General features: G+C 62.5%; 12 protein-coding genes. 4 read left to right on the plus strand and 8 right to left on the minus strand.

Annotation, left to right across the window (positions count from 1 at the left end; genetic code table 11):
- Nucleotides 1-36: 36 nt before the first annotated feature.
- From F7R20_RS25640 to F7R20_RS25660, 5 genes are all read right to left on the minus strand, one after another.
- Complete coding sequence (locus F7R20_RS25640) at nt 37-1140, minus strand: WD40/YVTN/BNR-like repeat-containing protein (protein ID WP_003201495.1); 1104 nt, start codon at nt 1138-1140, stop codon at nt 37-39.
- Nucleotides 1141-1209: 69 nt separating this feature from the next.
- Nucleotides 1210-2571: a DUF1329 domain-containing protein gene (locus F7R20_RS25645; RefSeq protein WP_003201493.1), complete on the minus strand. Its 1362-nt coding sequence runs from the start codon at nt 2569-2571 to the stop codon at nt 1210-1212.
- Between the two features lie 15 nt (nt 2572-2586).
- Entirely contained in the window at nt 2587-4236 is a 1650-nt protein-coding gene (locus F7R20_RS25650; RefSeq protein WP_003201491.1) for a DUF1302 domain-containing protein, read from the minus strand.
- An 89-nt stretch (nt 4237-4325) separates the two neighbouring features.
- Nucleotides 4326-5093, minus strand: a complete 768-nt coding sequence (locus F7R20_RS25655) for a coniferyl-alcohol dehydrogenase (RefSeq protein ID WP_003201489.1) — start codon at nt 5091-5093, stop codon at nt 4326-4328.
- Between the two features lie 69 nt (nt 5094-5162).
- The gene (locus F7R20_RS25660; protein WP_003201487.1) at nt 5163-6635 is read right to left on the minus strand and encodes a benzaldehyde dehydrogenase; all 1473 of its coding nucleotides are present in this window, start codon (nt 6633-6635) and stop codon (nt 5163-5165) included.
- Nucleotides 6636-6919: 284 nt separating this feature from the next.
- Between F7R20_RS25660 and F7R20_RS25665 the strand changes: the two genes are divergently transcribed.
- Nucleotides 6920-8695 carry a sigma-54-dependent Fis family transcriptional regulator gene (locus F7R20_RS25665; RefSeq protein WP_003201484.1) on the plus strand — a complete coding sequence of 592 codons (1776 nt, stop codon included), beginning with the start codon at nt 6920-6922 and terminating at the stop codon, nt 8693-8695.
- A gap of 151 nt (nt 8696-8846) precedes the next feature.
- Here F7R20_RS25665 and F7R20_RS25675 read toward each other — a convergent pair whose 3' ends face one another.
- On the minus strand, nt 8847-9476 hold the full coding sequence (locus F7R20_RS25675; RefSeq protein WP_003201482.1) for a hypothetical protein: 630 nt from the start codon (nt 9474-9476) through the stop codon (nt 8847-8849).
- Between the two features lie 11 nt (nt 9477-9487).
- Nucleotides 9488-10390: a helix-turn-helix domain-containing protein gene (locus tag F7R20_RS25680; protein ID WP_003201480.1), complete on the minus strand. Its 903-nt coding sequence runs from the start codon at nt 10388-10390 to the stop codon at nt 9488-9490.
- Nucleotides 10391-10663: 273 nt separating this feature from the next.
- Between F7R20_RS25680 and F7R20_RS25685 the strand changes: the two genes are divergently transcribed.
- The 3 genes from F7R20_RS25685 (at nt 10664) to F7R20_RS25695 (ending at nt 13954) form a co-directional block, all read left to right on the plus strand.
- The gene (locus tag F7R20_RS25685) at nt 10664-11977 is read left to right on the plus strand and encodes an ABC transporter substrate-binding protein (RefSeq protein WP_003201478.1); all 1314 of its coding nucleotides are present in this window, start codon (nt 10664-10666) and stop codon (nt 11975-11977) included.
- A gap of 157 nt (nt 11978-12134) precedes the next feature.
- Complete coding sequence (locus F7R20_RS25690) at nt 12135-12908, plus strand: L-iditol 2-dehydrogenase (RefSeq protein ID WP_033028109.1); 774 nt, start codon at nt 12135-12137, stop codon at nt 12906-12908.
- A gap of 194 nt (nt 12909-13102) precedes the next feature.
- The gene (locus F7R20_RS25695) at nt 13103-13954 is read left to right on the plus strand and encodes a CAP domain-containing protein (protein ID WP_003201475.1); all 852 of its coding nucleotides are present in this window, start codon (nt 13103-13105) and stop codon (nt 13952-13954) included.
- 133 nt (nt 13955-14087) lie between these two features.
- Here F7R20_RS25695 and F7R20_RS25700 read toward each other — a convergent pair whose 3' ends face one another.
- Nucleotides 14088-14972: a LysR family transcriptional regulator gene (locus tag F7R20_RS25700; RefSeq protein WP_003201473.1), complete on the minus strand. Its 885-nt coding sequence runs from the start codon at nt 14970-14972 to the stop codon at nt 14088-14090.
- Nucleotide 14973: the final 1 nt, after the last annotated feature.

Raw genomic sequence — 14973 nt, forward strand, 5'->3', positions numbered from 1 at the left:
ACGAGCCGTGGCCCGATAGCGCTACACCGTGAAGTTTCAAGGTTGACCTGCGGCCCGCGGATCCTGGTCAGCGGCCACGCCGGTCAAGCCGACGCTGGCCAGGCTGCCGTCGACCGCCTGTTGCACGGCAGCGAGCGTCCCGCCGCTGCGGCTCTGACGCTTGTCAAAGCTTCGCCCCTGGTCATGACTGAATAGAAGTTCACCACTCTGGCTGGCCAACAACAGGCCGCCGTCGCGCAGTTGGAGAGCGCTCGCCAGTGTCGATTCGATACCGGTGTCAAGGCGGCGCCAACTGTTGCCACGATCCCCAGACCACCAGGCGTTTCCGCGCAAGCCATAGACCACCAAGGCCCCGTCGCGGGTGCCGAGCAGACCGAAGAAGCTGCCCTCATACGGTGACTTCAAGGCCTGGAATGACTGCCCAGCATCGGTGGAACGCAACAGCAAACCGCGCTCCCCCACCAACCACAGATCGTTGCCCAAGGCGCGGATGCCATACAGGTTCAAGCCCTGCGGATTGTCCACATGCCGCATCCACGGCTGCCAGCTTCGCCCGCCATCGTCGGTACGGTAGATCTGGTTGTAGGCGCCCACGACGTAGCCGTGCAGGCGGTCACTGAAGTACAGGTCGAGAAACGGTTTATCCGGTCCGTCATCGAGCATTCGCCGTGCCTGCGCCAAGTGGCTGGCACCGTCGGGTTGATTGACATCGCGCTCAGCGAACTGTACCGCCAAGGCGATGGCACGCTGACCGTCGAGTTGCTTTTGCCAGGTTTCTCCGCCGTCCTGGGTGTGCAGCACCACGCCCAGATGACCGACCGCCCAGCCCTGCTCGGCATCGACGAATTGCACCGCCGTCAGGCTGACACTGACCGGCACCTTGGCCTGGCGCCAATTGACTCCAGCGTCATCGCAGAGCAGCACGATCCCGCGCTCACCGACCGCCACCAGACGCTCGCCGGCCCGGGCCAGCCCGAGCAACACCGAGCGCTGGGCCTTGGCGGTCGGCAATGCCGGCTGTTGCAGCACGGCCAATGTCGTGGCCTGTGCAACCAAGGGCACGCTCACCAACAGGCTCCCCACCAAGGCGCAAACGCCCCATAGCGGACCGCGACTCGCAAAAAATTTTTCAACGTTCATATCGTTATTCCCCCTGGAGAATCGTAAGCGACCGCGGCGAACCTCCTCCTCGCCACGGCCGCCACAGGTTCAACGCATGTTTTCGTTGGCCATGGCATCCGGCGTGAAATAGGACGCCGAAGGTCTCGCGATCTTCTGGTACTGAACCGCCAGGTCATTGCTCGATGCGTTGAGGAAGTAGGCTCCGGTGTCGAGGTTGTAGCTGCCCCACATGACCTGTGCGGTGAGGACCGGCATGTCCGGCGCCAGCAGCGTCAGCGAATACATCTGCCGACCGAGCTTGCCCTGGGCGTCATAACCGTCGGCCATCAGGATCTGCCAGGAGTCTTCGTCGACGTAGTAGGTCCGACGCGGCACGACATGGCGCTTGCCGGATTTGAGCGTGGCCTCGACCACCCAGACCCGGTGCTTCTCCCAACGCACCAGATCAGGATTGAGGAAGTTTTCCTTGACCAGGTCGTCACTCTTGGCCAGCGCGGCGCGGTTATTGTTGTAGCCGACGATCAGCTCTTTCTTGCCCACCAGCTTGAGGTCATAGCGATCGGTAGGCCCGAACAGCATGAACGCTTCGTCGAACAGGCCGACGCCGGAGGTCACGAAGTCCGGCGTGTCATAGGCAATGTTTGGCGCCCGGCGAACCCGGCGCTGGCCGACCAGATATTGCCAGGCCGCCCGATTGGCCGGGTCCATGTCCCAATGGGTCATCAGGCCTTCGCCGGCCTTGGATGACGGCAACTCGGTCAACAGCTTGCCCACCTGGTACTTGCCCGCATAGTTTTCCAGGCTGCCGCCTTCGAAGTAGTAGGGAAACTGATAGGAGAATTGGGCCCGGGTCGCCTGGACTTTCTTGCCACCGGCGGTCATCAGCCAGGTATCGAAAGGCGCGCTGATGGTGTCGCCGCCCTGCCAGGACAACCGATAATTCCACAGCACTTGGGCACCGTTTTCCGGGATCGGGAACGGAATGCCACCGTAGGCGTTGGCGACCTTCTCGCTGTCCACGTCCAGCGTGGCGCGTGTGGCGTTCTTGCTGGTGTTGTCATACACCCATTGCGGAGCGGCGGCCGAGCGATGGGTCGGGTACACGTCCAGGCGATAGCCCGGGTATTTCTTCAGCAGCAGCTTGGTCCCTTCGGCCAATTCGCTGGCGTACTGCTCCATGTTCGAGGCTTTGATCGAATACAGCGGCTTCTCGCCGGCGAATGGATCGGGGCGTTTGTCACCCGGTTTGTAGCCAGGCGTGGCCTGGGTATAGCCGCCCTGCCAAGCCGGGATACTGCCATCGGCGTTGCCGGCGCGCTCGCCACCCAAGGGAGTCAGATCGGTTTTCAGGCGCGCGGCCTGTTCAGGCGACACCGCCGCCTGCGCCAGCCCCATGCCAGCAAGGGCCAGGGTCAGGACGCATGTGTTCAGGAATGCTGTGTTCTGCATGGCGAATCCACCTTATTAGAATGAGGTTTTCACGTAGAGCGAGACGAAGTCGCGATCGGCCAACGACTGTCCGTAACTGAAATTGCCGTCCTCGCGCAGCCCGGCTTTCGGTGCGCCGAAGAAGTTCACGTAGTTGAGGCCGACATCCCAGCGTTGCAGGTAGGTGGCTTTGAGCCCGACACTCCAGTCGCCGGAGTGGGTGTTGCCGAAGCCGGATTTGTTGACCGCCGATGAGCGCCCATCGAGTACCACACCCATGCCGATCGGCACGGTCAGGTCGATTCCGTCGACGATCTGGAAGTACGCCGGCTCGATCAATACCCGCAGCGCGGTGGCATCGCGGGTGGTGTTGGAGTCCAGCGCGGCAGCGTTCTTGGTCACGCTCAGGGTGCGGTTCCAGGCCAGTTCGGCCAGGGCCGATCCGCCATCCCAGAACGCGGTGGGCGATAACAGGTAGATCGCCGACAGGTTGGCGTGGGCGGTCTTGCCCCTGGCGAACAACTCATTGTCGCCACCATCGGCCGCCATGCCGGGGGTCACTACTTGCAGATTACTCACTAGCGGCGCGTTCCAGCGCACCGACGTTTCACCGGCAAAGTTGAACGGACCGTAGGCAGTGGAGAAGCTGACGCCAGCGGTCTTGATGTCTTCGGCGTAGACCTGGCGATAGGAACCCAGGATGGGCAACCCGGTGGCCGCAGACGCCGCACCGTCCAGGTACGCGTACAACCCGATTGGCGCTTTGTCGTGATACTGGGCCGCGTAGAAACCCAGCTCCAGCTCGGTGCCGGTCGGCTTGAAGCGGATCTGCATGCCGCCCTGCCCCGAATTGCGCGGTTTCAAATCGCCGCCATTGACCGTGTCGTTGCCGAACAGTTCGCGCAGAGGGCCACTGCCGTAGCCGATGGCATCGACATCGCTCAGGTAGCTGCCGGCGCCGGGCAGATTGGAACGTTCCCACTCAAACTGATAGTAAGCGCCCACCGACAGTTGCGGGTTGATCTGCAACTGCCCGGAGATCTGATTGACCGGGCGCAGGATCTCCTTGAACTGAGTCCCCGGCACGCTGAGCAACTTGACGACATCGGTCGGGCCCTGGGCATTGGCAATGCCGTTGCCACCGTAGAACAGGCTTTCCCCATAGATCAGGCTGTGTCGGCCCAGGCGCGCCACGCCCTGGGAGTCTTCACCCAGATCCCCGCGCAAGAACACGAAGGCGTCGAGGATTTCCGCGTCGCGACCATGAAGCTTGCGGGTTTCACTGAGGAAATGCTTTTGCTCGCTGCTGTCGGTGTCCTGATTGTAGATATCGTCGTACCAGGCTGCGCCGCTCACGCGCAGCCCATAGTTTTGCCGGCTCAGGTCCATTTCGGAAAACAGGTCCAGGCGGTTGGAGACCAGGCCACTGCTGAAATTCTTGTCGCCCTGGCTCTGGATCGAGGGATACAGGCCGTTGGCGGTTGGCGCGTTGACCAAGCGGCTGTCCTGTCCATGCAGGCGCCAGGCTTGGCTGTACTTGATGGTGTTGTCCCAGCGCAGTTTCCAGTCGGAGTCACCCAGGTCCATTTGCATGGCCTGGACCCTTTCGACCATCACACCGGTGCTGCACAACGCCAGGAACAGGGCGCAATGCTTGAAACCAAAGCAATCTTTGAGGTTATCCATGGACGCTTCTCATTATTGTTATTTTTTGGCATGGCTTTGCAGCCAACACGCTCGGGTAGCGGCTTGCACCGCGTTGTACGGATGCGCATTCAGATGTAGGTGGAGGCCAATCCACCATCGACCGGCAGGTTGACGCCGTTGATCCAGCGCGACTCATCGGCACACAGGAAAGCGATCACCGCCGCCACCTCATCGGCGTAAGCGGGACGTTTCATGCGATGGGCATCGGCCTGGGTCCGGGCCTCGCCGAGCATGCTCACGAAGTCGTCGAGGATGGGCGTGAACACCGGGCCCGGTGCAACACTGTTCATGCGCACCGAATGCTCAAGAAACCAGGGTTGGGCCTGCAGGTAGGTCCAGACGATCAAGGCTTCCTTGAAGTACTGGTAGCAGGTCTGGTCCGGCACCCGGTGATCGGCCAGCCAGGCTTGCGCGGCGGTAAAATCTTCGATGCGCGCCAGCGCCTTGTGCTGTTCCAGGCGCAACGGCCATTCGGCGCCGAGGATCGAGGCGATATTGACGATGCTGCCGCCAGCGTTGATGCGCGGCAGCAGCGCACGGCTCAAGTGGCGCAACCCAAGGTAGTTGACCTGCGCCAGCAGTTGCGGGTTGGCAGTGCCCGGCACCCCGGCGATGTTGCACAGGCTGTCGAGCCGTGCGGGCAGCTGCGGCAGCAGCCGTTCGATGTTTTCGGCGCTACTCAAATCGCCCTGCACAAAACCGTCCAGGGTCATGTGCGGCGCCTTGAGGTCGACGCCAATCACTTGGGCGCCATGAGTGCGCAGCAGGCTTGCCGTGGCAGCACCAATGCCTGACGAGACACCGGTGACCAGCACAATCTTGTTGTCGAGTTTCATGTTGAGTCCTCTTATTATTTTTGTGTACTCGCAGGGCCCTCAGCTCATCGGGCCCTGTAAACCTGCCTGTCAGAAGGGGTAGACCGGCGCCTGGTCCTTGACCGTCACCCACTGCCATTGCGTGTATTCGTCCCAGTCCGCCGGGCCGCCGACGCTGCCGCCATTGCCCGAGGCGCCGCGCCCGCCGAACGGGTTGATGCACTCATCGGCGACGGTCTGGTCATTGATGTGCAACATGCCGCACTGCAACCGCTCACCGATGGCCATGGCCCGGCCTACCGACGGAGAAATGATCGCCGCCGCCAAACCGTACTCGGTGCGGTTGGCCAACTCGACGGCTTCATCATCGGTGGCGAAGCTGACCACCGTTGCCACGGGCCCGAAGACCTCCTCGTCGAAGGCCCGCATGCCCGGTTTCACGCCGCTGAGCACGGTGGCCTGGTAAAACAGTCGATCGTGCTCGCCGCCTGCCTCCAGCCGGGCGCCGGCACGCACGGAGTCGCTGACGATGTCGTGCACCCGTTTCAGTTGGCGCTGATTGATCAGCGGCCCCAACGCGGCTTCGCCCTGGGCGGCGTTACCGACGGTCAAGGCCCGGGCCTTTTCCACCAGTTTGCGGGTCAGTTCTTCGGCGATGGATTCATGGGCGAGGATCAACCCGGTGGCCATGCAAATCTGCCCTTGATGCAGCCAGGCGCCCCAGGCCGCGTTGCGAGCGGCGAGGTCGAGATCGGCGTCTTCAAGAATGATCAGCGGGTTCTTGCCACCCAACTCCAGCGCAACCTTCTTCAGGTTGCGCCCGGCCACTTCAGCGACCTTGCGACCGGCGCCGGTGGAACCGGTAAAGGCGATCATGCGCACGTTAGGGTCGCGGCACAGCGCCTCACCGGCATCCGCCGCACCGGGCAACACTTGCAGCAAGCCCTTGGGCAGCCCCGCTACCTCGAACAACCGGGCGATAAGGAAACCGCCGCTCACCGGGGTCTGCGGATCCGGCTTGAGCACCACCGCATTGCCCGCCGCCAGGGCTGGCGCAACGGAGCGCATGGACAACACCAGGGGAAAGTTGAAGGGCGAAATCACCCCGACCACGCCATGGGGCTGGCGTCGCGCATAGGACAGGCGCCCCGCCTCGCTGGGCAGGACCACCCCATGGGCCTGGGACAGCAGGCCGGCGGCCTGATGCAACAGCACGATGGCTTCGCGTACTTCGTGTTGGCCCTTAAACAGCGCGGCGCCGGTCTCCCGAGCCACGTACAGCGCCAGTTCTTCGAAGGACTGCTCGGCCACGTCGGCGGCCTTGCGGAAGATCGCCGCGCGTTGCCGCGGGCCCAGCGCCGCCCACCCCGGCTGCGCCAGGGCTGCGTCGCGACTGGCCTTGGCGATGTCGGCGGAGTCGGCCGTGGCACAGCGCATCAACCGCTCACCGGTGGCCGGTTCAATGATCCATTGCAGCAGACCCGACGCAGGCACCCAGTCACCGTTGAAGACACATTCCGACTCGATCACCTGGGACAACAGGTGGCTTTTGGATGCAGACATTTAACACTCCCGGCTCTTTGTTGTTGTCATCGTTTGCCGCACCTGGAAGGTATCGACGCAAACGCCGTGCTAGTGCTTGAGCAAGCGCTGTGCCGGTTTTGCCCGCAGACCTTGATAAACCTGGCGCAGGGCTCTGGATCAATGGTCTGCATCGAGTGCAGGACTGATGACGCACCTGCCGACGTGGCCGTTGGCCAGCTGCCGCTTGTTCATTTGATAAAGTTATGCTTAATAACTATCTCGCCAGATGATCATTTCGATCACCCGCCATCAGGGGCATAACAATGAATAATCCCCACTGCCAGTTGCCGGATCACCGGATCGCCACCGAGCACTTCCGTCCACGGGGTGACAGCAACGAGCTGACCGACAGCAGTTCGCCTACGACGGCAGAACTCACCGCGTGTCTGTTTTTCTCCCCCGACGATGGCCGTATCTGGCTCAACGACCAGCGCATGTTGCTGCTGCACAGTTCATCCTTCGGGGCGTTGCGCCGGGAAATCATCGAACGCCAGGGGCTGGAACAGGCCCGTGGCATGCTCACCCGCACCGGCTATTCCTCCGGCGCCCGGGACGCCCGGCTGATTCGCGAACGCTGGCCCCACGCCGATGCCGCGGCGGTGTTTCGTGCAGGCACGCATCTGCACACCCTTGAAGGCATGACCAAGGTCGAGCCGCTGCATTTCAAGTTCGACGCCGATTCGGGGTTCTATGAAGGGGAATTTCTCTGGCATCACTCCTGTGAGGCCGACGAGCATGTCGCCGCCTATGGCACCGGGCAGGATCCGGTGTGCTGGACCGAACTGGGCTACGCCATCGGTTTCGTCAGCGGGCTGTTCGGGCAACTGGTGATCTTCCGCGAAGTGGAATGCCGAGGCATGGGGCACGAACGCTGCCGAGTCGTCGGCAAGACCGCCGAGCAATGGGGCGATGTCGAGCAGGACCTCAATTACCTCAACGCCTCACCGCCAGCGGTCGTCGCGCGCACCGACAGCCAGTCCGACAGTGTTGCCGGCACCGCCCCGCTGCCGGACAGCGAACAGCCGCTGATCGGTGCCAGCGCCGCCTTCAACGCCGCGACCCAAGCCTTGCAACGGGTGGCCTTGACCCCCGCCACCGTGCTGGTCAGCGGCGAATCCGGCGTCGGCAAGGAGATGTTCGCCCGCCAGCTGCACCAACTTAGTCGCCGACGCGATGGTCCGTTCATCGCCCTCAACTGCGCGGCCATCCCCGACAACCTGATCGAGGCCGAACTGTTTGGCGTCGAACGCGGTGCCTATACCGGGGCCACTCATTCACGCCCCGGTCGTTTCGAGCGAGCCCATGGCGGCACGTTGTTTCTGGATGAGATCACCTGCCTGAGCCTGGCCGGGCAAAGCAAGTTGCTACGCGCCTTGCAGGAGCGGGAGATCGAACGGATCGGTGGTGGCCACGGCATCAAGGTCGATGTGCGGGTCGTGGCGGCCACCAACATCGACCTGCGCAAGGCCGTGGCGGAAGGCGCGTTCCGTGAAGACCTGTTCTACCGGCTCAACGTCTACCCCATCGCCCTGCCTCCCTTGCGCGAGCGTCGCGATGACATCCCGTTGCTGATCAATGCTTTCCTCAAGCGCTTTTGCCAGGAGTACGGCCGCACCCCGATGGGCCTGACCATGCGTGCCTTGAAGGTGCTGTTGCGCTATGACTTCCCGGGCAACGTGCGGGAATTGCAGAACCTCATCGAGCGCGGCCTGATCGCCAGCGAAGAAGGCCAGGCGATTGACCTGGTCCATCTGTTTCGCAATGAACAACTGCCGGTGGATGCGTATTCCGTGGACCTGCACGGTGGTCTCTCGCCGATGGGCCTGGCCGCCAACGACACCGCGGAAAAACCGGCCCTGCTCCAGTCCCTCAGCCAACTGGACTCGGACTTCTCCATTGACGGCCTGGAATCACGGCTGATCAACGAAGCCCTGCAACTGAGCAGCGGCAACCTGGCAGCGGCCGCACGCTCATTGGGACTGAGCCGGGCACAGTTCGCCTATCGGTTGAAGAAGCATCAACGAGGAGTCCCGGACTAAACCCCGAACCTGGGATCACCATAATTCCCCTGTGGGAGCGAGCTTGCTCGCGATGGCGGTGGGTCAGCTGACATTGATGCTGGCTGGGCTGACGCCATCGCGAGCAAGCTCGCTCCCACATTGGTTTCTGCGGAGCTGCAAGCTCTGCAACTCAATCCGTCGTGCTCGCCGCCAGTACGGCAAGCGTTCGGCGCTTGGGGTTCCAGATGCTCAGGCACCAGACGCCCCACCACTCCAGGCCATCGTCGAAATAATCGCTCCAGGGGGCCCGTGCCGGATCGTACTCGTCGCTGGCCGTCCAGTTGAGGTTGAAGTTATCGACCCAGCTCAACACCACCCCATCGGTACCGTCCTCGAGCCCAAGCAGGTCGAGCCATTCGCTGAACAGCGCTTGCAGGGTGTCGTCGCTGAAACGGGTGCCATAGGGCGGGTCGCAGAAGGCCGCGTACAAGGCATAAGTGTGCTGATCATCTTGGTCGATCCGCATGAGTCGAGCCCGTTCGTCCCGGTTCAGCGGCTTGGCGACGGCCTTGCTCAAATCCCAATCCATGGTGGGGGGCGCAGCCTCGGTATAGCGCGGGTCCAGAGTCAGTTGGCGATGACGCTCCAGCCATTGAGCCTTGAGGTGCTGGAACAACAGGTCCACAGCCTGACGATGAAGCACCTCATCAGCGGCATCACTCGCCTCGGGCACAAGCACCAGGAAATCGAAGGCACAACCGGCCTTTTCCATCCGCTGGCGCAGGGATGCGCTGGCTTGCTGTTCCACGATGCGCAACATGACAGTCTCCATCAAGCGAGGGGAAAAGCGCCCCGCCGGTACTCGCTGGGGGTCTGGTTCATCTCTATCCGAAAATGCCGGTTGAAGTTGGACAAGTTGTTGTAGCCCACTTCAAAACAGATATCGGTCACGGGCATTTCGCTCTGCAACAGCAAGCGACAGGCGCGCTGGACCCGCAGCTTGCGCATCAGGTCAATGAAGCCGTGCCCGGTGATGCGCTTGAAGAACCGTGAGAAGCCCGGCTCGCTCATGTCCAATTGACGAGCGATCACCGACAGGCGCAGGTCGCCAGTGAGTTCGGCTTGCAGGTATTCGAAGGCTCTATGGATGCGCTCGGAGCTGCGCGCATCGAGGGTCGGCGCGTAGCAAGGGCTCGCCAGGCTCAAGGCCTCGTCGCCAGGGGCTTGGTTGAGGGTGTGCAGCAGTTCCAGGAACAGCGCCAACCGCGCCAGTCCCTGGGCCGGGCCGATGGCTTCCAGCAGGTGCGCGGCCCGCCGCGCGGTGTTGCCGTCGAAGGTCAGGCCACGGCGGGCGCGTTCGAACAGGCCCTGCAGATCGCCCAGTTCGGGCAGGGTTCGGCGCAAGGTCAGCAGCGTGGCACCGTCGAATTGCAAGACCACGTCACGCCCAGGCAGGTGCTCGCCCGGCGCCAGATCGCCCATCCAGTCGTGGGGCAAGTCCGGGCCAATCATCGCCACATGGCCTGGGCCAAACGGGCCGATGTAGTCGCCCGCCAGCAGTTTGCCGCTGCCCTGGCGGATCAGGTGGATTTCAAATTCAGGGTGATGGTTCCAACGCGCCATCGGGTACGGGTAGTCATGCTCGTACCAGCGAAAACTGTGTTCGGGCTCAGGCAGGATGACTTCCAGTTCGGCTGGTCGCTGCTCGAACAGCGGCGTTCGGTGATCAGGCATGTCGCGCCTCTTTTATCGTTATAGCGGGCACCTTACGCCGAGTGCGCAGCGGTTCGCCAGCCTCGGTCTGACCGCCCACTGATACTTTTTTAACCCGGCCCTGTCGCGCTCAAGGGCGTTAAAAAAGTATCAGCGCACGATCCTCCCTGCGTTTGTCGGCCTCCACAGGCGCTGCTGTAATCGGCTTGCCATTGGCGACGAACCGCTCAGCCCGACGCCACGGCCCCCACAACAATAATAATTCTGCGCCCAGGCGCAGCTCTGGAGAAGCTCATGAAAACAGTGCCCAAGGTGCTTGTCATGTTCGCGGGATTGTCTTTTGCCCTCGCCGGACAGGCCGCCGAGACCCTCACCATCGCTACGGTGAACAACGCCGACATGATCCGCATGCAAAAACTCTCGAAAACCTTCGAGAGCGAGCACCCGGACATCACGTTGAACTGGGTGGTACTCGAAGAGAATGTCCTGCGCCAGCGCCTGACCACTGACATCGCAACCCAGGGCGGGCAGTTCGACGTGCTGACCATCGGCACCTACGAAACCCCGCTGTGGGGGGCCAAGCACTGGCTCGAACCGATGACCAACCTGCCCGCAGAGTATGACCTGGAGGACATTTTTCCTGCCGTTCGCCAAGGCCTCTCGGTCAATGACACGCTTTACGCCCTGCCCTTTTACGGCGAAAGCACCGTCACCTATTACCGCACGGACCTGTTCAAACAGGCCGGCCTGAGCATGCCCGAGCAACCGACCTGGAGCCAGCTCGGTGAATTCGCTGCCAAGTTGCACCAACCTGACCAGGGCCAGTACGGCCTGTGTCTGCGGGGCAAGGCCGGTTGGGGCGAGAACATGGCGCTGCTCAGCACCCTGGCCAACACCTTCGGCGCCCGTTGGTTCGATGAACAATGGAAACCGCAGTTCGACAGCCCGCAATGGAAGGCCGCCGCGCAGTTCTACGTCGATACGCTGAAGAAGTACGGCCCGCCGGGCCTGACCAGCAACGGGTTCAACGAAACCCTGGCGCTGTTCAACAGCGGTAAATGTGCGATCTGGGTCGATGCCAGCGTCGCGGGCTCCTTCATCACCGACACCAGCCAAAGCAAGGTCGCCGACCGTGTGGGTTTCGCTGCCGCCCCCATCGAAGTGACCCATAAAGGTGCTTCCTGGTTGTATGCCTGGTCACTGGCGATTCCCACCAGCTCCCGGCACAAGGACGCCGCCAAGGCGTTCGTGGCCTGGGCCACGTCCAAGGACTACATCCAGTTGGTCGCCAGGCAGGACGGCATCAGCAATGTTCCGCCCGGCACGCGCATGTCCACCTACAGCGACGCCTACCTGAACGCCGCTCCGTTCGCCCGGATCACCTTGAAAATGATGCAGAACGCCGACCCGGCCCACCCCACCGCCGAACCGGTGCCGTACGTGGGCATCCAGTACGTGACGATTCCAGAGTTCCAGGCCATCGGCACTTCCGTCGGCAAGCTGTTTACCGCCGCCCTCACCGGGCAGATCACGGTGGAACAGGCATTGGCCTCGGCGCAATCGAGTACCGAGCGGGAGATGAAGCGGGCCGGGTATCCCAAGAAATAACGATTGGTACCCGCCCCGAGGCTAGAAGGTTTGCCCCGCTGTGGGAGCAAAGCTTGCTCGCGATACAGGCACCTCGATTTCTGAGAGACCGCATTTGCTTCATCGCGGGCAAGCCTTGCTCCCACAGTTTTTTTTGTACTTCGAAAAGGACAACCCCATGAAACGACTGGAAGGAAAAAGTGCCCTGGTGACCGGTGCCGCCCGTGGCATCGGCAGGACGTTCGCCCAGGCCTATATCTACGAGGGCGCCACAGTGGCGATCGCCGATATCGACCTGGAGCGGGCCCAGGCTACCGCCGCCGAACTGGGTGATAGTGCCTACGCGGTCAAAATGGACGTGACGGACCAGGCTTCGATCGATCAGGCCATCGAGGCCGTGGTGGCCCAGGTGGGCAAGCTGGATATCCTGATCAACAACGCCGCGCTGTTCGACCTGGCACCCATCGTGGAAATCACCCGCCAGAGCTACGAGCGGCTGTTTTCCATCAACGTCGCCGGCACGCTGTTCACCCTGCAGGCGGCGGCGCGGCAGATGATCCGCCAGGGCCATGGCGGCCGGATCATCAACATGGCCAGCCAGGCCGGTCGGCGTGGCGAAGCGCTGGTCGGTGTCTATTGCGCCACCAAGGCAGCGGTGATCAGCCTGACCCAGTCCGCCGGACTGGATCTGATCAAGCATCGGATCAACGTCAACGCCATCGCCCCCGGCGTGGTGGATGGCGAGCATTGGGATGGCGTGGATGCGCTGTTCGCCCGCCACGAAAACCTGCCCCTGGGGGAAAAGAAGCGCCAGGTCGGGCAACAGGTGCCCTATGGCCGGATGGGGACTGCGGAGGACCTCACCGGGATGGCGATTTTCCTCGCCTCGGCGGAAAGCGAGTACGTGGTGGCGCAGACCTATAACGTCGATGGGGGGAACTGGATGAGCTGATAATCTGCGATTTTATGGCCTTGAAACGACGGAAATGGACTTATTCGCCTGAAAGTTGATCCCACTATTTGAGGATTATCCCGAACGCTACCCAACTGTGCCGTTCCAAGGGATTTCAAAAGAGCGTGAATACCGTTGCCCCAGCGGGGCAAAAATTGCGCATCATAGGCGCCGTCCGCTCAAGGGAGATTTACATGCGTGCCATTTCATCCGTCGTGGGTCTTGTCGTGCTGTCGCTGGGCCTGGTGTTCGCCACCAGTGCCGCGGCCACCGAAGAGACGCAACTGGTCGAGTCCATCAACCTTTACCGCAGCCAGTCCCAAAGCTGTGCCGGCCAGGCCTCGCTGGAGTTGCCACCGCTGGCGATGGATTCCCGGCTGATCCTGTCGGCTAACGGCATCGGTGACCTGCAGCAGGCGCTGGCGCGGGCGGCCTATCCAATGGTCAACGTGCAGGCCATCAGCCTGTCCGGGCCGCGCGATGCGCAATCGGCCATGAAAGCCGTCCAGGAAAGCTTCTGCCAGGTAGTACTCGACCCGCAGTTCGTCGACATCGGCGTCAGCCGCCTGGACCGCGAATGGCGCATCGTGCTGGCGCGCCCACTGTTGTCGGCGCGCCTGGGTGACTGGCAAGCCGAGGGCCAGAAGCTGCTGAAGCTGATCAACAGTGCCCGCACCCAGCCACGTCGCTGCGGCACCGAAACCTTCGCCGCCACAACGCCGCTGGCCTGGAACGCCACCTTGGCCCTGGCCGCCGTGACCCACACCCGGGCCATGGCCAACAACAATTTCTTCGACCACAAGGACCGCGACAACCGCATGCCGGGCGACCGCGCCGAATTGGCCGGCTATCTGGGCCAGTTGATCGGCGAGAACATCGCCGCCGGACAGGACACCGCGCTCAAGGTGGTGGACGGCTGGCTGGCCAGCCCGGGGCACTGCGCCAACCTGATGAACCCACAGTTCCGCGAATTGGGCGCCGGGTATGCGACCGATCCGAAAAGCGATGCAGGGATCTATTGGACGGCGATGTTTGGCACTCAATAGCGCGGTGGCCGGGCCAGCGCTTTCGCGAGCAAGCTCGCGCCCACAGGGGGCGTTGTGGTGGCCGTGCAATCAAGTTCCACCACCAGCCAATGTGGGAGCGAGCTTGCTCGCGATAGCCATTGCTCGATCAACCTCAGTGTCCGTGGCTGAGCAGCACCTGTCGCAAATGCTGCATGAACTGGCTCAATGAAGGTGATTGGGCCACCGGCTTGCGCTGCAACAGGCCGATCGAGCGCTTCGCCGGCTGGTCGATGGCGGTGACAGCACACTGCTCACCGATGTTGAACACCGCCGTGCAACTGGCCGGCAACAGAGAAAATCCCAATCCTTCGCGCACCAGGGCCGTGGCCGTGCTCATGTGCGCCACTTCCCAGGCCGGCACAGGGTCAACGTTCAAATAGCGCAACGCAGCGTCAGCCAGGGGCCGGATGCTGGTGTCAGGCGTGAGGGCAATATAGGGTTGCCGCTTCCAGTCGTCCTGGCCGTCACGCTGCGGGTCCTTTTGGCTCAGCAACACCAGGTTGTCATCCAACAGGCGCACAAAGCTCAGTCCGGACAGATCGTCAGGCAACGAACTGATGCCGGCGTCCACCTCTCCTCGCTGCACCCAGCCCATGACTTCCCCGGCGCGGCCGTCTAACAAACTCACCGTCACGCCGGGGTTTTCATGCTGGAAAGAAGCAATGGCAATGGGCAGGAATGACGCCGCAGCGGTGGGCAAGGCCGCCAGCCGGAGCGTGCCACGGCTCAGGCTCAGAGTGTCACGAGCATCGCGCACGGCGTCGTTCATGTCCCGGAGCATGCGCCGGGCCTGGGGTAGAAAATGCTCACCGGCCGGAGTCAGCTCGACGCTGCGGGTATTACGCGCGAGCAACTGCAGCCCCATGCTCTCTTCCAATTTGCGGATGCTATAGCTCAGCGCCGGCTGGGACAGGTGCAACTGTTCGGCCGTGCGGGTAAAGCTCGAAGTCTCGGCAATAAGGATGAAGGCACGAAGCTGACGAAAAGAAACGTTCATG

Origin of the sequence: Pseudomonas brassicacearum subsp. brassicacearum (assembly GCF_008801605.1) — a bacterium.
GTDB classification, from domain to species: domain Bacteria; phylum Pseudomonadota; class Gammaproteobacteria; order Pseudomonadales; family Pseudomonadaceae; genus Aquipseudomonas; species Aquipseudomonas brassicacearum.

What these genes read in the sequence shown, in the direction of transcription:
- F7R20_RS25660 (WP_003201487.1), bottom strand. Translation starts at nt 6,635, where the DNA reads ATGTCTGCATCCAAAAGCCACCTGTTGTCCCAGGTGATCGAGTCGGAA.
- F7R20_RS25645 (WP_003201493.1), bottom strand. Translation starts at nt 2,571, where the DNA reads ATGCAGAACACAGCATTCCTGAACACATGCGTCCTGACCCTGGCCCTT.
- F7R20_RS25655 (WP_003201489.1), bottom strand. Translation starts at nt 5,093, where the DNA reads ATGAAACTCGACAACAAGATTGTGCTGGTCACCGGTGTCTCGTCAGGC.
- F7R20_RS25680 (WP_003201480.1), bottom strand. Translation starts at nt 10,390, where the DNA reads ATGCCTGATCACCGAACGCCGCTGTTCGAGCAGCGACCAGCCGAACTG.
- F7R20_RS25650 (WP_003201491.1), bottom strand. Translation starts at nt 4,236, where the DNA reads ATGGATAACCTCAAAGATTGCTTTGGTTTCAAGCATTGCGCCCTGTTC.
- F7R20_RS25640 (WP_003201495.1), bottom strand. Translation starts at nt 1,140, where the DNA reads ATGAACGTTGAAAAATTTTTTGCGAGTCGCGGTCCGCTATGGGGCGTT.
- F7R20_RS25690 (WP_033028109.1), top strand. Translation starts at nt 12,135, where the DNA reads ATGAAACGACTGGAAGGAAAAAGTGCCCTGGTGACCGGTGCCGCCCGT.
- F7R20_RS25695 (WP_003201475.1), top strand. Translation starts at nt 13,103, where the DNA reads ATGCGTGCCATTTCATCCGTCGTGGGTCTTGTCGTGCTGTCGCTGGGC.
- F7R20_RS25685 (WP_003201478.1), top strand. Translation starts at nt 10,664, where the DNA reads ATGAAAACAGTGCCCAAGGTGCTTGTCATGTTCGCGGGATTGTCTTTT.
- F7R20_RS25665 (WP_003201484.1), top strand. Translation starts at nt 6,920, where the DNA reads ATGAATAATCCCCACTGCCAGTTGCCGGATCACCGGATCGCCACCGAG.
- F7R20_RS25700 (WP_003201473.1), bottom strand. Translation starts at nt 14,972, where the DNA reads ATGAACGTTTCTTTTCGTCAGCTTCGTGCCTTCATCCTTATTGCCGAG.
- F7R20_RS25675 (WP_003201482.1), bottom strand. Translation starts at nt 9,476, where the DNA reads ATGTTGCGCATCGTGGAACAGCAAGCCAGCGCATCCCTGCGCCAGCGG.